General features: G+C 73.5%; 19 protein-coding genes and 2 pseudogenes. 6 read left to right on the top strand and 15 right to left on the bottom strand.

All coding sequences use genetic code 11. The annotated features are described in order from the left end of the window. Positions 1-65: 65 nt before the first annotated feature. Complete coding sequence (locus AC5L3X_RS26650; RefSeq protein WP_494860482.1) at positions 66-1,193, top strand: PucR family transcriptional regulator; 1,128 nt, start codon at positions 66-68, stop codon at positions 1,191-1,193. A gap of 29 nt (positions 1,194-1,222) precedes the next feature. Here the strand turns inward: AC5L3X_RS26650 and AC5L3X_RS26645 are convergent, their stop codons facing one another. The 6 genes from AC5L3X_RS26645 to AC5L3X_RS26620 form a co-directional block, all read right to left on the bottom strand. Further along, on the bottom strand, positions 1,223-1,894 hold the full coding sequence (locus AC5L3X_RS26645) for a DUF998 domain-containing protein (protein ID WP_189125651.1): 672 nt from the start codon (positions 1,892-1,894) through the stop codon (positions 1,223-1,225). A gap of 156 nt (positions 1,895-2,050) precedes the next feature. Next, a complete protein-coding gene (locus AC5L3X_RS26640) occupies positions 2,051-2,524 on the bottom strand; it encodes a GNAT family N-acetyltransferase (RefSeq protein WP_494860480.1) in 474 nt (157 codons plus the stop codon). A 127-nt stretch (positions 2,525-2,651) separates the two neighbouring features. After that, a complete protein-coding gene (locus AC5L3X_RS26635) occupies positions 2,652-3,401 on the bottom strand; it encodes an SDR family oxidoreductase (RefSeq protein ID WP_494860478.1) in 750 nt (249 codons plus the stop codon). A 142-nt stretch (positions 3,402-3,543) separates the two neighbouring features. After that, positions 3,544-3,744 (bottom strand): ferredoxin, encoded by a 201-nt coding sequence (locus AC5L3X_RS26630; protein ID WP_494860476.1) that lies wholly within the window; start codon positions 3,742-3,744, stop codon positions 3,544-3,546. Between the two features lie 18 nt (positions 3,745-3,762). After that, on the bottom strand, positions 3,763-4,407 hold the full coding sequence (locus AC5L3X_RS26625; protein ID WP_494860474.1) for a TetR/AcrR family transcriptional regulator: 645 nt from the start codon (positions 4,405-4,407) through the stop codon (positions 3,763-3,765). A 2-nt stretch (positions 4,408-4,409) separates the two neighbouring features. Beyond that, positions 4,410-5,630, bottom strand: a complete 1,221-nt coding sequence (locus AC5L3X_RS26620) for a cytochrome P450 (protein ID WP_494860472.1) — start codon at positions 5,628-5,630, stop codon at positions 4,410-4,412. A 138-nt stretch (positions 5,631-5,768) separates the two neighbouring features. On the opposite strand from AC5L3X_RS26620, the gene AC5L3X_RS26615 reads away from it, so the two are divergent. Beyond that, on the top strand, positions 5,769-6,563 hold the full coding sequence (locus AC5L3X_RS26615; RefSeq protein ID WP_494860470.1) for an alpha/beta hydrolase: 795 nt from the start codon (positions 5,769-5,771) through the stop codon (positions 6,561-6,563). A 31-nt stretch (positions 6,564-6,594) separates the two neighbouring features. Here AC5L3X_RS26615 and AC5L3X_RS26610 read toward each other — a convergent pair whose 3' ends face one another. Next, positions 6,595-6,972 (bottom strand): VOC family protein, encoded by a 378-nt coding sequence (locus AC5L3X_RS26610; RefSeq protein WP_494860468.1) that lies wholly within the window; start codon positions 6,970-6,972, stop codon positions 6,595-6,597. Between the two features lie 391 nt (positions 6,973-7,363). Here AC5L3X_RS26610 and AC5L3X_RS26605 point away from each other — a divergent pair. Further along, positions 7,364-7,957: pseudogene (locus tag AC5L3X_RS26605) on the top strand (ATP-binding cassette domain-containing protein); the annotation flags it as partial. Between the two features lie 135 nt (positions 7,958-8,092). Continuing rightward, positions 8,093-8,834: pseudogene (locus AC5L3X_RS26600) on the top strand (ATP-binding cassette domain-containing protein); the annotation flags it as partial. A gap of 202 nt (positions 8,835-9,036) precedes the next feature. Here AC5L3X_RS26600 and AC5L3X_RS26595 read toward each other — a convergent pair. Beyond that, positions 9,037-9,489, bottom strand: coding sequence for an Lrp/AsnC family transcriptional regulator (locus AC5L3X_RS26595; protein ID WP_189125643.1), 453 nt, complete (start codon positions 9,487-9,489; stop codon positions 9,037-9,039). Positions 9,490-9,589: 100 nt separating this feature from the next. Here AC5L3X_RS26595 and AC5L3X_RS26590 point away from each other — a divergent pair, with 100 nt between their 5' ends. Continuing rightward, the gene (locus AC5L3X_RS26590) at positions 9,590-10,213 is read left to right on the top strand and encodes a LysE family translocator (protein ID WP_494860465.1); all 624 of its coding nucleotides are present in this window, start codon (positions 9,590-9,592) and stop codon (positions 10,211-10,213) included. A 34-nt stretch (positions 10,214-10,247) separates the two neighbouring features. Here the strand turns inward: AC5L3X_RS26590 and AC5L3X_RS26585 are convergent, their stop codons facing one another. Further along, complete coding sequence (locus AC5L3X_RS26585) at positions 10,248-11,300, bottom strand: site-specific integrase (protein WP_494860463.1); 1,053 nt, start codon at positions 11,298-11,300, stop codon at positions 10,248-10,250. A 212-nt stretch (positions 11,301-11,512) separates the two neighbouring features. Here AC5L3X_RS26585 and AC5L3X_RS26580 point away from each other — a divergent pair, with 212 nt between their 5' ends. Then, the gene (locus AC5L3X_RS26580; RefSeq protein WP_494860461.1) at positions 11,513-12,475 is read left to right on the top strand and encodes an NADPH:quinone oxidoreductase family protein; all 963 of its coding nucleotides are present in this window, start codon (positions 11,513-11,515) and stop codon (positions 12,473-12,475) included. Between the two features lie 117 nt (positions 12,476-12,592). Here the strand turns inward: AC5L3X_RS26580 and AC5L3X_RS26575 are convergent, their stop codons facing one another. The 6 genes from AC5L3X_RS26575 to AC5L3X_RS26550 all read right to left on the bottom strand — a co-directional run bounded on the left by AC5L3X_RS26575 (position 12,593) and on the right by AC5L3X_RS26550 (position 20,632). Further along, positions 12,593-14,059: a dihydroorotase gene (locus tag AC5L3X_RS26575; protein ID WP_189125639.1), complete on the bottom strand. Its 1,467-nt coding sequence runs from the start codon at positions 14,057-14,059 to the stop codon at positions 12,593-12,595. A gap of 19 nt (positions 14,060-14,078) precedes the next feature. Beyond that, the gene (locus AC5L3X_RS26570; RefSeq protein ID WP_494860459.1) at positions 14,079-15,515 is read right to left on the bottom strand and encodes an MmgE/PrpD family protein; all 1,437 of its coding nucleotides are present in this window, start codon (positions 15,513-15,515) and stop codon (positions 14,079-14,081) included. Continuing rightward, positions 15,508-16,371 (bottom strand): cyclase family protein, encoded by an 864-nt coding sequence (locus tag AC5L3X_RS26565; RefSeq protein ID WP_225263376.1) that lies wholly within the window; start codon positions 16,369-16,371, stop codon positions 15,508-15,510. The genes AC5L3X_RS26570 and AC5L3X_RS26565 overlap by 8 nt, the downstream gene beginning before the upstream one ends. Positions 16,372-16,481: 110 nt before the next feature. Beyond that, entirely contained in the window at positions 16,482-17,678 is a 1,197-nt protein-coding gene (locus tag AC5L3X_RS26560; RefSeq protein WP_189125637.1) for a CaiB/BaiF CoA transferase family protein, read from the bottom strand. Positions 17,679-17,792: 114 nt separating this feature from the next. Next, entirely contained in the window at positions 17,793-19,415 is a 1,623-nt protein-coding gene (locus tag AC5L3X_RS26555) for an FAD-dependent oxidoreductase (protein WP_494860457.1), read from the bottom strand. Beyond that, the gene (locus tag AC5L3X_RS26550; protein ID WP_494860455.1) at positions 19,412-20,632 is read right to left on the bottom strand and encodes an MFS transporter; all 1,221 of its coding nucleotides are present in this window, start codon (positions 20,630-20,632) and stop codon (positions 19,412-19,414) included. Before AC5L3X_RS26550 ends, AC5L3X_RS26555 begins: the two co-directional genes overlap by 4 nt. Between the last annotated feature and the right edge of the window lie 26 nt (positions 20,633-20,658).

Raw genomic sequence — 20,658 nt, 5'->3', positions numbered from 1 at the left:
TGGTCCTCCTTACGGTTTTGCCGCCCGAGGTTGTGACGGATCACAACCTCGGGCACGATCGCGGGGTGGACTCTCGCGACGACTGGACCCCCGTGGTCGACCTCATCGAACGGATCGCCGGCGACGCCGACCTGATGGCGTCGGTCGCGTCCGTGGTGCGGGCGAAGGTGCGGGAGATCGCCGTCCTGCCGTCGCCCGACATCGCCGGGCACACCCGCGCGCTGCTCGTCGCGGCGACCCGGGCGCTGGCGGCCAGGCGCGGCCCGACGGAGGCGGAGCTGTCATTCGTGGAGGAGCTCGCCGTCACGCGGGCCCGGCAGGGCGTGCCCATCGAGGCGGTTCTGGGAGCCATCCACGTGGCCGAGCGGGCGATCTGGTCACGGGCACGGGAGGTCGCCGGCGCGGCAGGGGTCGGCCCTGACCGCCTGCTGGACGCGCGCGAGCTGTACGACGACTGGGCGGAGGCCATGCGGGCCCGGCTGATCGCGGCGCACCATGCCACGAAGGCGGGGCAGGGCCCGCGCACCTGGGATCGGGAGGCGTCGATCCTGCGCCGCCTGCTCGACGGAGGTTCGGCGGCCGCGCTGGCGGCGGCCGAGGCGGGCCTGCCGGTCACCGGCGGCCTGTGGGTGCTGGCCGCCCGTCCGGGCGAGGCCGCGACGGCCCTGGAGCGTTCGCTGCGCGAGCAGCCCCCGGTGCTGTGCGCGGTGGTGGACGGCCTGCTGGTCGGGGTGCTCGGCCGGGCTCCGTCGGGCCGCGCCGCCAGAGCGGGGGCGGTGGCCGGGCTCGCCGGTCCGGCCGACCCGGAGGACCTGGCGACCGTGCGGCGCCTGGCGGTCGCCGCGCTGAACGCCGCCGAGTCGACGGGCCGGGACGGCGTGGTGCACGTCGCCAGGGTGCCGGCGCTGGCCGCGATGGCCGACCGCACCGAGCTGGCGGCGGTGCTGCTCGACCATCACCGGCCCGCGTGGACGGCACTCGGCACGCGGGCCGAGCCGGTCGCCCGCGCGGTGTGCGCCTGGCTGGAGGCCGACCGCGACGTCGCCACGGCGGCCGGGCGGCTGTTCGTGCACCCCAACACGGTGCGCAACCGGCTGCAGCGCTTCGCCGACGTCACCGGCATCGACCCGTACGCGACGTTCGGCGCGGTGGACGCCTGGTGGCTGTGCCACGCCTGGCTGACCCGGGCCTGACCGTACCTGCTGCTCGACGGCGAGACCGGCTACCGCTGGCCGGCCGCCCTCGATTCGGTGATGAGCCTGAAGGTCACCGCCGACGCCCACAGCCAGATCAGCGCCCCGCCGAGCAGCAGCCATCGCAGGTCCGCCAGAGGGAAGGCGGCGAACCCGAGGACGAGGTAGGCCGGCGCGGTCACCAGGCAGTAGGCCGCCCACCCGCGCTGCCCGAGCCGGACGAAACGGCGGGCGAAGACCAGGCAGGCCACGATCAGGGTCAGGCCGGTGAAGACCGGGGCCAGGTTGTGCAGCATGCCGTGCCAGCTCGGCTCGCTCACCACGTCAGGCGTGCCGGGTGGGAAGCCGGCGGCCGGGTCGGTGGGAAACACGCCGCCCCAGATCAGCCCGAACCCGTACAGACCGATCAGTAACGGCCCCCACGTTCCGGCGGGACCCGGATGCAGCAGGCGCCGCAGGCCGACGGCCGAAACCAGCACCAGCAGGCCGGAGACGACGAAGTTGGCCGTCTGGATCCAGCCGTGATCGCCCAGGCTCAGCTGGCTGAGCGCGTGGCGCACGGGATCGAACCCGTCGCGGGTGAGCTCCTGGAGGACGACCGTGGCGACGAACAGCGGACCGGCGGCGACGCCGCACCACAGCAGGGCCGTCGTCGAGGCGGCTGCGGGTGCCGTCTCGAGTGCTCGCGGGGCATGACTCATGTGCACTCATTTCATCGGGATGCGCGTACCTTTTCAAAAGGAATCTTGAATATAAAAATCAATTTTGTCAATGCGTCATCGCGATCCCCGTCCGGGATGGCCGCTCACCCTCCGCCGCGGCGACGGCGGGTGAGCCGAAGGTGCCCGGCCGGTCGGTCAGTCCTTGAGCCGCATGGCCGGATCGGCCGTGCGGACGAAGCCCAGCGAGCGGTAGAGCGGCTCACCCTGCGTGGAGGCGCGCAGGTGGACGGCGGTGATCCCGCGATCGCGATACCAGTCGAGCAGCGCCGTCACGCAGAGCCGGGAGTAGCCCCGTCGCCGGTAGGCCGGATCGGTCACGACGTTGAAGACGTATCCGGACACTCCGCTGGGATTCCTCGGGCCGCCGAGCCGGAACTCCACGGCGCCCACGGCGCAGGCCGCCAGCTCGCCCGGCCGGTCGGGGCGTTCCACCACGAACGCGACCATCGACGGGTCCGGCTCGTCCAGCCGGCGGCGCAGCGCCTCCACGGCGCTCCGCATCCAGGCGTCGCCCTCGGACTCCTGGCCCGGCATGTCGGCGAACATCACGCCCCGTAGTCGTACCAACTCCGCGGCGTCCGCCGCCGTCGCCCTCCGCGCGTCACCCATCCGCCAGACCTTAGCCGCTCGGCCTCGCGCGGGGCGGCCGAGCGGTCTGGGGCCGGCGGTCCGGCTCACGCTGTTCGACGTGCTGCGCGCCGCCACGGGCGAGGTCACCCGCGACCCGGCGAAACGCTCAGGTGGCCGGACGGGCGAGCCACTCCGCGAAGCGGGTCTCGGCGATGCGCGCCTCGCCGACGGGGACGAGGGTGTCCTCGGCCAGTTCGATGCCGAAGTAGCGCGCATGAGGGTCGGGCACCACCTCGCGCGGATCACGCCACGCGCTCAGGCCGCGCCGTACGAGGTCGTCGAGACGGAACCGTTCGGGCCCGGCCACCTCGACGACGCCGTTCACCGGCGGGCCGACGGCCACGTCGGCCACGGCGTCGGCGATGTCGCCGGCCGCGATGGGCTGGATGAACGCGGTCGGCACGCGGATCACGTCACCGTCGGAGCCCGCCTCGGCGATGCTCTTGACGAACTCGAAGAACTGCGTCGCCCGGACGATCGAGTAGGGGATCGAGGAGCCCTTGATCAGCTCCTCCTGCGCGCTCTTCGCGCGGAAGTAGCCGCTGTCGGACAACCGCTCGGTGCCCACCACGGACAGCGCGACGTGATGTCCGACGCCCGCCTCCGCCTCCGCAGCGAGCAGGTTGCCGGTCGACGTCCTGAAGAAGTCCAGCGCCACCGCGTCCTCGAAGGAGGGCGCGTTGGACACGTCGACGACCACCGACGCGCCCTCCAAAGCCTCCGCCAGGCCAGCGCCGGTGACGGTGTCGACGCCCGAGGACGGCGACGCGGGCACCGCCTCGTGACCGCCCTCGCGCAGGTCGTTCACCACTTTCCTGCCGATGAGCCCGCTGCCGCCGATGACCACGATCTTCATGGGATCCCCCCGTTGCCCCTGCCGACCCGGAGAGATCTCCGCACCGCTCACCGGTCGTTTCTGACACCTTTCCAACGGTTGACATCCTCCCCTTGGTCAGCGAGGAGGAATCCCGAGGCCGCAACCGGGCCCGGTCAAACGCTCACCCGGCGTCGCTCAGTCCGATGGCGGACGTGGGGCAGACGGCCGCGGCCTCGCGCACCGTCGTGTGCAGGTGCTCGGCCGGCTCGGCCTCCAGCAGGACCACGATCCCGTCGTCCTCACCCTGGTCGAACACCTCCGGCGCGAGCAGCACGCACTGGCCGGCGCCGCAGCACCTGGCCTCGTCCACGATGACCTTCATCAGGGGTTCCTCTCCGTATCAGGTCGGGTCGGGTGTGACGGGGGCCGTCCACACCGCCACGATCGCGTCGATCAGCCCGGTCGCCGCGCCGTGCCAGCCGGCGCGGGGGGTGGGCAGGCCGTCCGCGAGCGCGCGCTCGCGCTCGGCGCACATGTACAGCAGCAACTGCGTCGCCATGTCACCGCGTTCGGCCCGCACCTCGGGCGGCAGCGCGGGCAGGCAGCGGTTGAGCCCGTCGAGGATGTCCAGGAGCGTGGGCGAGGTGAGCGCCTCGTCGATCAGGATGTCGCGCAGGGCGGGATCGGTCAGCACCTGGACGCTGAACCGGGCGAACCAGGTGGGGTTGCCAAGGGCGGCCAGGTGCTCGGTGAACGGGCGCACCAGGCAGGCCACCCAGTGCCGTACCTCAGCGGAGTCGCCGGCCTCGGCCAGCATGCGGGTGCGGATGCGCTCGATCGGCTCCACGTGCTTGCGCACGATCGCGCGCACCAGGTCGGTCTTGGTGCCGAAGTGGTAGCCGACCGCGGCGTTGTTGCCCTGTCCGGCGGCCTCGCTGACCTGGCGGTTGGACACGGCGAACACCCCGTGCTCGGCGAACAACCGCTCCGCCGCCGCCAGGATCTGCCCGCGCGTCGCGTTGACCCGCTCGGCCCGGGCCGCCATCCTCACCACCGCACCGGGACTTCGCGCAACCCCCCGACGACCAGGCCGTCCACCTTCGGCAGCTCGTCCACCGGCACGGCGAGCTCCAGGGTCGGCAGCCTGCGCAGCAGCACCTCCAGCACGACCTGCAGCTCGGTCCGGGCGAGCGCCTGGCCCAGGCAGGAGTGCGCCCCGGAGCCGAAGGACAGGTGCGGATTGGGGCTGCGGCTCAGGTCCATCTCGTCGGCGCCGTCGAAGACGCTCTCGTCGCGGTTGGCCGCGGCCATGCTGCAGATCACCGTCGTACCGCGCGGCAGCACCGTCCCGCCGACCTCGGTCTCCTCGCGGAGGTAGCGCGGCAGCCCGAAGCCCGAGTTGGCGTCGAACCGCAGCGACTCCTCCACGGCCGTGCGCACCAGCGACCGGTCGGCCAGCAGACGCTCCCAGCGGGTGCGGTCGGCCAGCAGCATGCCGACCATCTTGCCGATCATGTTGGCGGTGGTCTCGTGCCCGGCCACCAGCAGCGCGATGCCGGTGACCAGCAGCTCGACGTCGGACAGCCCGCCGCCTTCGGCGTCCGCGCTCCTGATCAGCTCGCTGATCAGGTCCTCGCCCGGCTGCTCCCGCTTGGCGGCGACGTGCTCGGACATGTACTGGGCGAACTCGGCCTGCGCGGCGTCGATCTCCGCCTTGGCGAACTTGGTCAGGTTGAGCATCGTGTCGGACCAGTACGCGAACCTGTCGCGGTCGGCGGCGGGCACCCCGAGCAGGTCGCAGATCACGTACACGGGCAGCGGGAAGCCGAGGCTCGCCTTGAGATCGGCGGGCCGGCCGCGCTTGACCATGTCGTCGACGAGCTGGTCGGCCATCTCCTCCATCACGGGCCGCAGCGCGGCCATCCGCTTGGCGGTGAACCACTTGCCGACCAGCCGCCGCCAGCGCTGGTGCCCCTCGCCGCTGTCGGGGATCACCTGCGCCATCTCGCTGCTGAACAGCCCGCCCGAATCGTCGGCCGACAGCCGCGCCGCGTCGTCGGCGGTGAGCAGCCGGGTGAAGCGCGGGTCGGCCAGCACCTGCTTGACGTCGTCGTAGCGGGTCAGCAGGGACGCCTCGTCCCCGCTGGGCAGCTCCACCCGCGCGACCGGGCACTGCCGCCGCAGCCGCGCCCACTCGGCCGGCGGCTCCAGCGGCGCGTCGTTGGGGATGGGATAGCTCAGCGTCTTCTTACCGTGGTCCTGGCTCATTGTCACCTTTCGGGTCAGCCTTCGTCGTCAGGCAACCAGAGCGGGCAATTCAAAGTCAAGCGACTGACTTAAAACCTTGGCCAAGACCCGGCTGTGCGACCATGGTGCGAAACCGCCTCTCGTGATGAGTGACCGTCGATGGTGCGCACCTTGGTCGTCCTCCTGGTGACAGCGGCGCTGCTGGCCGGGCTGTTGTGGGCGGTCCAGCGCCGGCTGATCTACCTGCCCGACCGCGAGCCGGTGCCGCGCGCCGCCGACGTGATCCAGGGGGCGCGCGACGTGTCGTTCACCACGGACGACGGGGTCCGGCTCGGCGCCTGGTTCGTCCCCGGCGACCACGACGTGACCGTGCTGATCGCGGGCGGCAACGCGGGCAACCGGCTGGACCGCGCGGCGCTGGCCCGCGCCCTCGCCGCGCGAGGGCTGCCGGTGCTGCTGATGGACTACCGCGGCTACGGCGGCAATCCCGGCAGCCCGACCGAGGAGGGCCTGCACCTCGACGTCCTCGCCGCCCGCCGGTTCCTCGGGGACACGCGGATCGTCTACTTCGGCGAGAGCCTCGGCGCGGCGGTGGTGACCAGGCTCGCCACCGAACATCCGCCGGACGGGCTGGTGCTCCGCTCGCCCTTCACCGACCTCGCGGCGGCGGGCCAGGTCAACTACCCCTACCTGCCGGTCCGGCCGCTGCCGCGCGACCGCTTCCCGGTCGCCGGGCGGCTCGCCACCGTACGAGCGCCCACCACGATCCTGTACGGGACGGGCGACACGATCGTGCCTCCACGGCTGAGCAGGGCGGTCGCCGAGGCCGCCGGGGGAGAGGTCACCCTGGTCGGGGTGCCGGGAGCGGGCCACAACGACCCCGTCCTCCTGGACGGCCCGGACGTGGTCGGCGCGGTGGTGGACCTGGCCCACCGGATCGCCGGCGGCCGTTGAACCACCCGCCCCCGGCGACCGGCGCGACCACTCACCCGCCGTACGGACGCGTGATGATCTCCAGATTATGGCCGTCCGGGTCGGACCAGTAGAGGCCGCGGCCGCCGTCGTGGGTGTTGACGGTGCCGGGCTGGTCGTGGCGCGGGTCGGCCCAGAACGTGAGGCCGCGACCCTTGATCCGGTCCTGGATCTGGTCGAACTCCTCCTCCGTGACCAGGAAGGCGTAGTGCTGCGGGTGCACCGGACCGCCGCTCTGCATCACGTCCAGGGAGACGCCGTTGCCCAGCTCGACCACGCGGAACGGGCCGAACAGCGGCGCGGGCTCCAGCCCCAGCAGATCGGTCAGGAAGGCCGCGGTGCCGTCGCGGTCGGTGGATTCGACGATGGTGTGGTTCAGCTGCACGGCCATGGCGCGGCCCCCTCCGCTCGCTCCGGGTCTTCCTCGAACCTAACCCGGGCCCGGCGCGGGCGGCACTCCGCCACGCGGCACCCGCCTTCGGGGTGATAAATCCGGCGACTCCGGCGAGCGACCGGGGTAGAGTTCCAGAGTCCTGTCGTCTCCGATAGAGGTGGACGTTGCGCATCTGAGGTCCGCGATCACCGCGCGGTACGGCCTGGTCCGTACGCGTCACGCCGCGGCCGGGCTTTCCCGGCCCCCGTGACCCCGCGTGGAATGCGACCTCGGTGCATGAGCCGTCCTCACCCTTCGGAGGGCCGCCGCACCCTTCTTCCGGCCCGGTCGCCGCGTGGTGCTCGCACACGAAGTCCCCATCCACCGCGTGCGACTGCGAGAAACCATCATGACCAATCCCGTCAACGCCTCCGTGACCTGCTCCGCCCTGTCCTTCCGGTGGCCCGACGGCACGACCGTCCTCGACGGGCTCTCCCTCAGCATCGGCCGGGGGCGCGTCGGCCTGGTCGGCGCCAACGGCTCGGGCAAGTCCACCCTGCTGCGGCTGCTGGCCGGCCGGCTGCGCCCCTCCCAGGGGTCGGTGACCGTGGGCGGCGACCTCGCCTACCTGCCGCAGAACCTCACGCTCGACACGACCCTGCGCGTCGACCAGGCGCTGGGCATCGCCGAGCGGCGCGCCGCGCTGCGCGCAATCGAGGCCGGAGACGTGCGCGAGGAGCACTTCGAGACCGTCGGCGACGACTGGGACGTCGAGGAGCGGGCCCTGGCGACGCTGGGCTCGCTCGGGCTCGGCGACGTCGAGCTGGACCGCACCGTGGGGCGGCTGTCCGGCGGCGAGACCGTCCTGCTGCGGCTGGCCGCGCTGTTGCTGGAGCGTCCCGACGTGCTGCTGCTCGACGAGCCGACCAACAACCTCGACCTGTTCGCGCGCCGCCGGCTGTACGAGGCCGTCGACTCCTGGCGTTCTGGCGTGCTGGTCGTGGTCAGCCACGACCGTGACCTGCTGGAACGGGTGGACCGCATCGCCGAGCTGCGCGCCGGTACGGTCACCTGGTACGGCGGCGGCTGGTCCGCCTACCAGGAGGCCCTGGCCGTGCGACAGGAGGCGGCCGGGCGGATGCTGCGGGCCGCCGAGGCGGACGTGCGGCGGCAGAAACGCGAGCTGGAGGAGACCCAGATCAAGGTGGCGCGCCGCCAGCGGCACAGCAAGAAGCTGGACGCCCAGCGGCGGGCCCCGAGGATCGTCGCCGGCGAGCGCAAGCGGTCGGCGCAGGAGTCGGCGGACAAGCTTCGCAACCTGCACGAGGAACGCCTGGAGGAGGCGCGCGAGCGGCGCGAGGAGGCCGCGGACGCGATCCGTGACGACGCCGAGATCCGGGTGAGCCTGCCGCACACCGCCGTGCCCGCCGGCCGTACGGTGCTGCGACTGCGCGAGCTGAGCCTGCGGTTCGGCGGGCTGCAGGGCGGCGATCTCCAGGTGCACGGCCCCGAACGCGTCGCGCTGGTCGGGCGCAACGGATCCGGCAAGACCACGCTGCTGCGGACCCTCGCCGGTGAGCTCGCGCCGCTGGCGGGCGAGGCCAGAGTGCTCGTGCCGCTGCGGTTCCTGCCGCAGCGGCTGGACGTGCTGGACGACGAGCTGAGCGTCGCCGCGAACGTGGCCCGCCTGGCTCCCGGCGTCGCCGACAACCACATCCGCGCGCAGCTCGCGCGGTTCCTGTTCAAGGGGGCACGCGCCGAGCAGCCGGCGGGCACACTGTCAGGCGGTGAACGCTTCCGGGCCGCCCTCGCGGCGACCATGCTCGCCGCGCCGGCCCCGCAGCTGCTGATGCTGGACGAGCCGACCAACAACCTCGACGTGGCCGGCGTCCGGCAGCTGACCGGCGCCCTCGACTCCTACCAGGGCGCGCTCCTGATCGCCGGGCACGACCTGCGGTTCCTCGAATCGGTGGGCATCACCCGCTGGCTGCTCCTCTCGGACGAGCTCCGGGAGACCACCGCCGAGGAGGTGCGCGACCTGCTGGAGGCGACGGCGGGCCGACCACCCGGGGACCGTCCTGTCTAGGCGGGCAGCGGCCGGTCGTTCACCACGTGCTTCATCACGAGCGTGGAGTTGAGCCGCTGCACGCCCGGCAGCGCCGACAGCACGTCGTCCTCCAGCTCCTGGTAGGCGGTCAGGTCGGCGGTGACGACGCGCAGCAGGTAGTCGGGGTCGCCGAACAACCGCTGGGCCTGGACCACCTCCGGCACCCGCGCCACCGCCTCCTCGAAGCCCAGCAGCGTGTCACGGTCCTCCTGGCGCATGGTGACGAACACCAGCGCCTGGAACGTCAGGCCGACCGCCGCCGCGTCCACGATCGCCCGGTAGCCGCGGATGACACCGCCGCGCTCCAGCTCCCGCAGCCGGCGGTGGCAGGGCGAGACGCTCAGGCCCACCCGCGCCGCCAGCTCCGTGATCGTCAGACGGCCCTCCTCCTGTAGGAGCGCAAGGATTTTCCGGTCGATCGCGTCCATGAAGAAGATTCTTCCACAGTGGCCGCAGAACGGGGCAAAAGTTGGGAGCACTTTCCGGCTGATCGACACTATTCTTCGCCCATCATCGCTATCAGGGGAGATGGTGTGCGTGACGGCCGGTTCCGTGTTCGCCTTCTGGGGTGTCGCGCTCCTGCTCATCGTCGTGCCGGGCGCCGACTGGGCGTTCACCATCGGCGCCGGGTTGCGTGGCCGGTCGGTATATCCGGCGGTGGGCGGGCTGGTCGCCGGCTACGCCGTGGTCACCCTCGTCGTCGCGGCCGGGGTCGGCGCCCTCGTCGCCGCGAACCCCGCCATCCTGACCGGCCTCACCGTGGTGGGCGGCCTCTACCTGATCTGGCACGGCGCGACGACCTTCGCCCGCCCCGCCACGCTCACCGCGCCCGCCGACGGCCCGGCCGGCACCGACTGGAACACCTTCCTGCGCGGGATCGGCGTCAGCGGCCTCAACCCCAAAGGGCTGCTGATCTTCCTCGCCCTGCTCCCGCAGTTCACCGACCCGCGTGGCGCCTGGCCGGTCGCCGCGCAGATCGGCGTGCTCGGCCTGGCCTTCGCGACCACCTGCGGCCTGTTCTACCTCGCCGTCGGCCGGCTCACCCGCGCGCTCCTGCAAGGCCGTTCCGCCGGCCGCCTGATCGGACGTCTGTCCGGAGCCGCCATGATCGGCATCGGCGCATCGCTCCTCGTCGATCGTCTGGTGGGCTGAACCGCGCCGATCAGCGAGGTGCCGGGGCCGGGGCCTAACGCGGGGATGCCGGGAAGCACCACCCGTCGAGGAGCTCGCCGATGGTGGCGGCGCACAGCAGGTGCGGGTGCAACCGCCTGGCCCGCTCGCCCGGGATGCCGCCGGCGAGGGCGGCGTCGATGAGCGCGGCGCCGATCCACGCGGGGTCGGCGGGCTGCCCGTCTTCCCTGGTGATCAGCAGCTCGCCGGCGGGCCGGCCGCGGCGCAGCACGTCCAGCAGCAGGCGGGCCGGCCGGGGCACCGGGACGGCGACGATGTCACCGCCGTGGTTGCGGAAGGTGATGACACTGTGCTCGGTGCCGTCGACCTCGGCCACGGTACGCAGCCCGCGGGCGGTCAGGCCGGCCAGCGTGCCCATCGGGGCTCCGGTGCCCTCCAGCAGCGCGACGGCGGCGGCGGTGGCCAGCCGGCCGTCGGCGGCCAGCCGGGCGACACCCTGGCGCAACAGCCGGCGTTCCTCGCGGGAGAGCGGCCGGCGGGCGCGGGTAGCCTCGGTGGGCTCGGCGGGCTCGCCGGCGGGACCGTGCGCCGGCGTGCCGCGCAGCCGGGCGTAGGTGTGGAAGGACGACAGGGTGGCGCGCCTCCTGGCCACCGTGGAGCTTCGCAGTGGCTTGCCGGGTGTGCGCACGCCGACGGTGAGCGTGCCGGAGGCGGCGGCGTCGCGGTAGGAGTCGAGGTGCTCCTCGGTGACCGCGAGCAGCTCGACCGGGGGCCGAAGGGCGTGCAGCCAGCGCAGGAAGGCGGCCAGCACCCGCAGCCGGGTCCGCCGGCCGGTCAGGGACGGCGTGTCGGCCAGCCAACCGGCCACGGTGCTCCGGGCCTGCGCGTCGAGGGCGTCGACCAGGTCGACGTCGTCGCCGGGCACCTCGCCGCCGTCGCCGGACCGGCGGCGCGGCCGTAGCCCGGCGATCTCCCCGACGCTCGTCACCGGCGGGCCGATTGGCGGAGCGGCGGTCTCGGTCACTCCTCGGACGCCGGCTGAGGGGGAGCCGAGGGGCAGGGTCGCCCTCGCCTGCGGCCCGCTGCCGTCGAGTGGGTGCGTGTTCATCGACCGCTCCAGGTGACGACCAGATCAGTGGGGACGTTCAGCCGGAAGCCCCCGGCCGCCGCGAAGGCACGGCGACGACGGGACGGCGAGCTGGGGAGGCCGGTCACGATGGTGATCGTCTCACGATGGCCGCGCAGGCTCCAATTCCGGCGGCGGCGCGTGACCGCCCGTCCCGGGTAGAACGCCGTTCGGTTGCCGCGTAGGGTGGCGGGATGCGCGCGTTGATCTGTGAGAAGCTGGGTTCGGTGACGGTGGCCGAGACGGAGGCCCCGGAGCCCGCCGCCGGCCAGATCGTCATCGACGTCGAGGCCGCGGGCGTCAACTACGTGGACGCGTTGTTCGTCCACGGCCGTTACCAGATCAAGCTGCCGCCGCCGTTCGTGCCGGGCAGCGAGGTCGCGGGCACGGTCAGCGCCGTCGCGCCGGACGTGACCTGGCCCTCGGTGGGCACCCGGGTGGTGACGTTCTGCGGGCTGGGCGGGTTCGCCGAACGGGTCGCCGTCCCGGCCGCCGGCGCGGTGGAGATTCCCGGCGCGCTGGACGCGGCCCGGGCCGCCACGTTCGCCCAGAGCTACTGCACGGCGCTGTTCGCGCTGCGGGACCGGGGCGGGCTGAAGGCGGGGGAGAGCGTGCTCGTCCTGGGCGCGGGCGGCGGGGGCGGGCTGGCCGCGGTGCGGGTGGCGACCGCGCTCGGCGCGACGGTGCTGGCCGGCGCGTCGAGTGAGGACAAACGGCGGGCCGCGCGCGAGGCGGGAGCGGTCGCCGTGGTCGACACCACCGCCCGGAGCGTCAAGGAGGCGGCCCGCGAGTTCTCCCCCGGCGGGGTCGACCTGGTCTACGACCCGGTGGGCGGTGACCTGGCCGAGCCGGCGCTGCGGTCGCTGCGGCCGGGCGGCCGTTACCTGGTGATCGGGTTCGCCTCGGGGGCCATCCCGTCGCTGCCGCTCAACCAGGTGCTGTTGCGTAACCGCGCGGTCATCGGCGTCGACTGGGGCGCCTGGTCGATGTCCGATCGCGAGGGGCAGCACGCCCTGCTCACCGAGCTCCTCGGCCTCGTCGACGACGGCGCGCTGAGCCCGGCCGCCCCGGCGACCGCCCCGCTGGAGTCCGGGGCCCAAATTTTGGACGACCTCCTGGAACGCCGGGTCACCGGCAAGGTCGCCCTCATCCCCTGAGTTCGGGCACTCCGCGGCGGCCGGCCCGGCTCGGCGGACCACCTCGTACGGACCTCGGCCGCGACGGTGCTCGCCCCGCCGGAATCCGGCGAGGCGAGCACGGTGCGCCGGCCTCGGTCAGGCCGTGACCGGCCTCGCCAGGTAGCGGCCCTGCGGGTCGCCCACGATCTTGCCGTCCTCCAGCACCTGCCGGCCGCGCAGGAAGGTGTCGGTCACCCTCGCGGTCAGCTCGAAGCCCTCGAACGGCGTGTACTCCTGGGTGGATTCGGAGTCGGCCGCGCGCACGGTCCAGGACGAGTCCGGGTCGACGAGGACGAAGTCGGCGTCGAGGCCCTCGGCGATCGCGCCCTTGGTCCGCAGGCCGAAGCGCCGCGCGGGGTTCCAGGAGAGCAGCCGGGCGACGTCGCCATAGGACAGCCCGCGCCGGGAGCCCTCGCTGATCAGGCCGGGCAGCAGGTACTCGGCGCCGCCGAACCCCGACTTGGCCACGAAGACGTCGTCGCGCGGCTCGCCGAACTTCTGCTCGTCGCGGCAGCAGGCGTGGTCGCTGACCACCCAGTCGACTTTGCCGTCGAGCAGGTGGCCCCACAGCGCCTCGACGTCCTCGCGCGGGCGCAGCGGCGGGTTGACCTTGCCGCCGATGCCGCTCGCGGTGGTGATGTCGGCGAGCAGGTGGCCGATGGTCACCTCGCGGCGGAAGTCGATGTGCGGGAACGCCTCGGCCATCCGCAGCGCCGCGTCCATCGCCTTGGCCGACGACAGGTGCAGCAGGTTGATCGTGGGCAGCCCGGTCTCGTGCGCGAGGTAGGAGGCGATGCTGACCGCCAGGCCCTCCGAGTGCGGAGGACGGGAGGCGCTGTAGGCCGCGAGGCCGGTGAGCGTGCCCTCCTCCTCCACCATCTTCGTGTACGCGCTCATGATCTCGGCCGTCTCGCAGTGCAGGGACAGCGAGATCTCGTCGGCCAGGTCGGGGAACTGCTCGCGGGCCGCCTGGATGCCGCGCATGACGAACTCGAAGTGCGCGTAGTCGTACCGCTCGCCCTCCGGGATCATGAGGAACGCGTTCTGGTCGGCGGACCGCCCGTGCAGGCCGTGGCTGCCGTAGAACATGAACACCTTGAACGACGTCACCCCGTGCTCGCGCACCAGGGCGGGGATCTCGTCGATGTGCCCGCGCATCATGGGCGCGAGGTGGAAGGCGTAGTCGACGTACGAGCGGTCCTCGGAGGCGGCCAGGACCTCGGGGAAGACCTCCCCGTACGGACCGCCCTTGTTGAGGTAGTACTGGCCGGTGCGCATGTAGGTGAGGGCGGAGGTGACGCCGCCCTGGGCGCAGGCCCGGCTCTCGGTCTCGGTGTCGACGGACAGCGGGTTGTAGATGCCCCAGTGCTGGTGGGCGTCCACCGCGCCGGGGAAGGCCAGCTTGCCGCCGCCGTCCACGACGGTGCGCGCCCCGGCCGGGTCGAGGCCCGGCGCGACGGCGGCGATCCGGCCGTCGAGGATGCCGATGTCGGCGGTCTCCGGCTCGGGCCGATCGTGCCGGACGACCCGGACGTTGGTGACGATCACGTCGAACGATGCCACGTGGTTCTCCTTTGAAGGCTCAGAGGGCGGAAGGCGGGGTCTCGGTCAGCCGGGTGAGCGGGCGCATGACCTCGGCCACGCCGGTGAGGTGGTCGAGCCGCATGACGAGGTCGCGTACGGTCCGGGCGGACTCCTCCGGCAGCCGGCCGGCCACGTTCTCGCGGAACTTGCGCGCGAGCTCGGCGTCGGACAGCGGCCGGGCCGGGCCGCCCCGGTTGGCCAGCGCCTCCTCGGTCCACTCGCGGCCGTCGTCGGTGCGCACCCGGACCACCGCGGGGAACTGGTGCGGGAAGATGGCGTCGCAGCGCTCGTCGGGGACGACGTCGACCAGGGCCATCAACGCCCGGCGGGCCGGGTCGCGGGCCAGCTCGTCGGTGTAGTCGTCGAGGCCCACGCCGAGCCCGGACCCGCCGACCAGCCCGGCGACCACCGCGTACGGCCCGCTGAACTGCGCCTGGTAGCCCGTCTCCGGGGCCCGCTTCTGGTCGAGCGGCTGGCCGATGGTGCGGATCACCGCCGACGGCACGCGCAGCTCGATGTGCTCGATCCGGTCGAGCGGGACGCCCCGCTCCCGGAGCGCGATGCCGGCGTCGACGGCCGTGTGGGTGAAGTGGTTGGCCGGGTAGGGCTTGAAGAAGATCCCGGGGACCGCCCACTCCTCGCCCAGCCCGGTGAGCACCTGGTCCAGGTCGGTCTCGCCGCGCAGGAACGCCTCGAAGAAGCCGAAGCGGCCCTCCAGGACGGTGGGCGGGCCGGTGAAGCCACGCCGGGTCAGCTCCGCGGCGGTGACGGCCGACTGCGCGGCCCAGCCGCAGTGCAGCCGCTTGACCGTGCCGCCGGTGCGGTTGGCCTCGATGATGCCGGACGCGAAGGACGCGGTGATCCCCAGCGCGTGCCCGACACCGTCCGCGCCGAGCCCCATCAGCAGCGCGGCCGCCACCGCGCCGCCCATCGCGCCGCAGATGGACGTCGCGTGCTGGCCGTGCTCGAAGAAGACCGAGTTGCCGAGCTCGCTGTCGTAGCCGGCCATGCCGAGCCGTACGGCGACCTCCAGCCCGGCGGCCACCGCGGCGACCGTGTCGGCTCCCGAGGCCCCGGAGGACTCGGCGGCGGCGAGCGCGGCCGGCACGACCGCCGCGCTCGGATGGAGCACCGACGGCAGGTGGGTGTCGTCGTAGTCGAGCGAGTGGGCGAGCACCCCGTTGGCGAAGGCGGCCTGCGGGGCGGGCAGGCGGTCGGCCACCCCGACGGCGCTGGCCTGCGGCGCGCCGCCCTGGTCGGCCACGTAACCGGCGGCGGCGGCGCTGGTCGGCAGCCGGTAGGCGGCGACGCAGAGCCCCAGCACGTCGAGGATCCGGCGGCGCACGCTCTCGGTCACCGCGTCCGGCAGCGGCCCGGTCAGCGTCCCGGCCGCGAACCGGGACAGTTCGCCCGCGAGGGCCGGAGTCTCAGCCACGGCCGACCACCGCCAGGGGACGCACGGGGGACCCGGTCGCGCCGAAGATGGGCAGCGGGGAGAGCACGAAGGCGAACTCGTGCACGCCGTCGGCGGCCAGCTCGTCGAGCACCATCGTCTCGATGATGTAGACGCCCCGCTCGACGAGCAGGACACGGTGGGCCGGCAGCAGGCTGTGGCCGCCGCCCGGCTTGAGACACTCGAAGGCGATGGTGTCGGCGCCGACCGCGTGCGGCTCGTGGTCGGCCAGCCAGGTCGCGCCGGCCTCGCCGACGCCGGGCACACCCGACTCCAGGCCCGTGTAGGCGTCGCGGTCGCCGAACAGGCGTCCCCAGCCGCTGCGGATGAGGACCACGTCGCCGGCGCCGATGGGCGTGCCCTGCCGCTCGGCGGTCGCCGCCAGGTCGTCGGGGGTGATCTCGTAGCCGGGCGCGCAGCCCTCCGGCGTGCCGAGGGCGGCCGGCACGTCGAGCAGCACGCCCCGGCGGAGCATCGGGGCGATGGTGTGGGCCCCGAGGGCGGCGAACCTGCCGCCCCGGCTCGCCTCCACGGCGTCGGAGCCGTCGATCAGCCTGCCGTCCTGCGACACGTGGGAGAAGGCGTCGATGTGCGTGCCGACGTGGGTGCCCATCGTGATGACGTCGTTGGCGGCCGAGCCGCCGTCGGCCCGGACCATGTCGCCGTGACGGCGCGGCAGCGCGTGCCAGAAGGCGGGGTGGTTGGGCGATTGGGGCATCCCGATGGTCAGGGGCCGTCCCAGGTCGTAGATCCGGATCCCGTCCTGGACCGCCCGCAGCAGCAGGCCGGTCGTGGTGGTCGCATGCGCCTCTTCTGCGCTCGACTCTTCTCGGCTCAACGCTTCTCGGCTCAACGCTTCTGGGCTCGACTCTTCTGGGCTCGACTCTTCTGGGCTCAACGCTTCTCGTCCTTCGTCACTGGTCCGAACGCCGGTGATGCCGACGCCTGTCATGCGATCACCCGCCTGGTGCGCAGATCCTCCACCGTCTCGGCGTCGAAGCCGAGTTCGTCCAGGAGGATCCCGTCGGTGTCGGCGCCGAGCGGCCGCCCGGTGAAGCGGATGCGGCCGGGGGCGCCCGTCATCCGCCACATCACGTTGTGCATGAGGACGGGCCCGAGGTCCTCGTCCTCGACGTGCGTGAGCATGCCGGTGGCCCGCACGTGCGGGTCCTCGACGAGGTCGCGGGCGCTGTAGACGGGCGCGACGGCCGCGCCCACCCGTTCGAACTCCGCCATCACCTCATCGCGGGTGCGCTCCGCGATCCACGACCCCACGTAGGAGTCGAGCAGGTCGGCGTGCTCCGCCCGCTCGCGGCCGGAGGCGAACCACGGCTCGTCGATGACCTCGGGGTGGCCCACCAGCGTCAGGACCCGTTCGGCGATGCGCTGTGCGCTGGTCGACACCGCGACCCAGCCGCCGTCCTTGCAGAGGTACGTGTTGCGCGGGGCGTTGTTGGACGACCGGTTGCCCTGCCGCCGGCCGACGACGCCGAGCTGGTCGTAGACCGTGGGCCCCGGCCCGACGGCGGCCATGATGGGCTCGATCAGGCTCAGGTCGACGACCTCGCCCCGCCCGGTCCGCTGCCGGGCCCACAGCGCCATCATCGTCGCCGACGACGCGGCGATGCCGCAGATGCTGTCGGCCAGGCCGAACGCCGGCAGGGTCGGCGGGCCGCCGGCCTCACCCGTGAGGTGGGCGAACCCGCTCATCGCCTCGGCCAGCGTGCCGAACCCGGCGCGGGCCGCGTACGGTCCCCGCTGGCCGAAGCCGGTGATGCGGACGATGACCAGCCGGGGGTTGGCCTCGTGCAGCGCCTCCGGTCCGAGGCCCCAGCGTTCGAGCGTGCCGGGCCGGAAGTTCTCCACCAGCACGTCGGCCGTCACGGCCAGCCGCAGGAGGATGTCGGCGCCCTCGGGAGCCGACAGGCTCACCCCGAGCGCCCGCTTGTTGCGGGAGATCTCCTTCCACCAGAGTGGCACCCCGTCCTTGGACGGTCCGTGCCCTCGCATGCCATCCCCGTTGACCGGGTGTTCGATCTTGATGACTTCGGCGCCCTGGTCGCCGAGGATCTGGCAGCACAGGGGTCCGGCGAGGATGGTGGACGCGTCCAGCACCCTCAGTCCCGTCAGCGGCCCGTCTTCCACCTTAGCTCCATGTTCCGCTATAGCGAACGCTGGTCCGCTCAGAGGTTAGTTCATTGCTTCTTGCCAGGTCAACGCACCGTTCACCGGGCGCCACCTGAAGGCACCGGCCGGCGCTCAGCCGGCGAGCGCCGGGCCGATGGCGTACGCGCGCACCACCGCGGCCGCCAGCGACGTCCCCCCGCCGGGGTAGCAGTCGCCGAACGGCGTCGCCGCGACGTTGCCCGCGGCGAACAGGCCCGCCACCGGCTCCCCGGAGGTGGACAGCACCCGGCCGTCGTGGTCGGTCACCACACCCCCGCACGTGCCGAGGGTCGCCGCGTGCACGGGCACCGCCGTGAACGGCGGCCGGCCGATCGGCGCCAGGCACGGGTTGGGCTCGACCGCCGGGTCGCCCAGGTGGCGGTCCGCCACCGACGAGCCCCGCGCGAACTGCCGGTCCGTGCCCTCGGCCGCATCGGCGTTGAACTCCTTCACCGTCGCGGCCAGGCCGTCGGCGTCGATCCCGCAGGCGCCGGCCAGCTCCCGCAGCGTGGGCCGGGTCACCGCCCACGCGGGCGTCGTCCCCGGCGGCGCTCCCGCGACGGGGTAGCGCTCGCCGTAACCGCTGTCGTAGACGAGCCAGGCGGGGGAGTGCCGGGGCACGCCGGTGGCCGGGTCCACCTCCCTGAACACCTTGGTCAGGTCGTGGTAGCTGTGCGCCTCGTTAACGAACCGGCGACCGGCGGCGTTCACCATCACCGACCCGGGACGGGTCAGCTCGACGTTCGCCAACCGGCCGGTGGGCCGGCCGTCGTAGCGGGCGTCCGGATCCTGGAACGCGGGAACGCCCCACGAGGCGGTCATGTCACGCACCCCCGCGCCCGCCCGCAGCGCCATGAGCAGGCCGTCGCCCGCGTTGCCGGGCGCGCCGATAGGCAGCAGCGGCGCGGGCAGGAAGGCGCGCTGCAACTCGGCGTTCCACTCGAAGCCGCCGCTGGCCAGCACGACCGCGCGCCGCGCGCGGACCCGCCGGACGCCGCCGCCGGACGCCACGCTGACGTCCCAGGCCTGGCCGGCGCGGTCCATGGCCGTCGCCCGGGCGCCGGTGACGAAGGTGACCCCGCGGTCGTGCGCGGACAGGGCGAGCGCTCCGGCGAGCGCGCCTCCCATGGTCCTGATGCCCTGCTCGGCGCGCTGCCGGGAGAGCGCGCCGAGATCCAGGCCGTGCCCGTGCTCCCGCTCGACCATGGTGATCGACGGCAGGTACGTGGGCGTCCTGAGCAGCTCGTCGAGGCCGGGACGGGCGCGGGCGTCGAACGGCAGGTTGTCCAGCGCGCGCCCGCCCGCCACCGCCCCCGGCGCGTCCGCCCGGTAGTCGGGCCGCCCGAGCGCGGCCAGGCCCACCTCGGTCTCGTCGCACAGGTAGCGCACGGCCTCGGGGGCGGTGCGCAGGAACCACTCGATCCGTTCGTGCGGCACCGCGCCGCGCGTCACCGCGGTCAGGTACGCCACGGCGTCCTCCCGCGTGTCCGGGAAGCCGGCCGCCGCCATCAGGTGGTTGCCCGGCACCCAGATCACCCCGCCCGAGACGGCCGTCGAGCCGCCCAGCGACCGGGCCCGCTCGACGAGCACGACGTGGTGGCCCGCGTCGGCGGCCCGGCAGGCGGCGACCAGACCCGCCGCGCCGCTGCCGAGGACCAGCACGTCGCAGGCCGCGGGCGGTTCGGCGGAGGCCGTGAAGGCGCCTCTCGCGTTCATCGGATTTCCTTCCATGCCGCACGATTGAGGAGGACCAGGACGGAGGCCAGCGCGACGAACAGCGCGGCCAGCCCCCAGCCAAGGGAGTAGGAGGAGTACTGCGCCGCGGCGCCGACGGCGAGCGGCCCCACGATGCCCCCGGCTGAGCCGCCGGCCTGCATCAGCCCCGACGCCGCGCCGGGACCCGCCGGATAGGCCTCGGCGATGACCAGGGCGATCACCCCGGTCCAGCCCCAGCCGGCGCCGCCCGCGATCAGCATGCCGAGCAGGCCCAGCATCCGGTCGCCGGAGGCGAGCAGCAGGAAGCCGCAGGCTCCCACCGCCATCAGTGCCGCGACGGTCAGCCTGCCGTGGCGACGGCGTCGGCCTAGCCCCAGCCCCAGCCGGACGGCGATGATCACCGCGCTGCCCGCGGCCAGCGCCGTCCCCGCCGCGCTCTGGCTGAGCCCGACCGTGACGCCGTAGTCGACGAAGAAGCCGCTCAGCGCGTTGGCCGCGGCCGAGCACAGGAAGAAGGCCCCGGTGATCATCAGCAACGGCCGCAGCGGTGTGAGCGGCACCCGGGGCTCCGGAACGCCGCCCGCCCTCGCCAGGGACGACGCGTCGGGGACGCGCAGCGTCATGAGCACGACCACCGCCACGGTCCCGACGAGGAACACCAGCCGCCAGTGCATGATCGTGGCGAGCAGCGGCAGCGCCAGGCTGGCCAGCAGCGTGGACGCCGGCAGTGAGGCGCGCTCGACGCCGAACGCCATGGGCCGCCGGGCCAGGCCCACGTTGCGGACGATCAGCAGCGCGCCGATCGGCCCGCCCACGGCCGAGCCGACGCCACCCACCGCCAGCGACACCAGCAGCCCGGCCCAGGAGCCGCCGAACACCGCGACCCCGACCAGCGAGGCGCCCGTCATCGCGGCCGCGAGGCGCAGGGCGCGGCGCGGGCCCATCCGGTCCGCGATGCGGCCGCCGAACGACATGGCGACCGCGCTGACCGCGTAGAACAGGCTGATGGTCAGGCCCAGCGCCGCACTGTCCAGGCCCAGGTCGAGCCGGATGGCGACGCCGAGGGTCCCCGCCAGGTAGGCGGGATACATGTACGTCATGCCGAGCAGGACGGCCAGCGTGACCGCGCGCCGCGCCGATCCCGCCTCGCCGGGCTCCTCGGACGCGGAAGGGATAGCGGGGGGTTCGACGGCTCCGCCGCCGGCTCCGGTTACCACTGCGAGGTCCTACCGACTGCTCGTGA

The sequence above is a fragment of the Nonomuraea sp. CX421 genome (assembly GCF_059358955.1).
The sequence above is the reverse complement of the archived record's forward strand: the minus strand, read 5'-3'. Positions and strand labels throughout refer to the sequence as shown.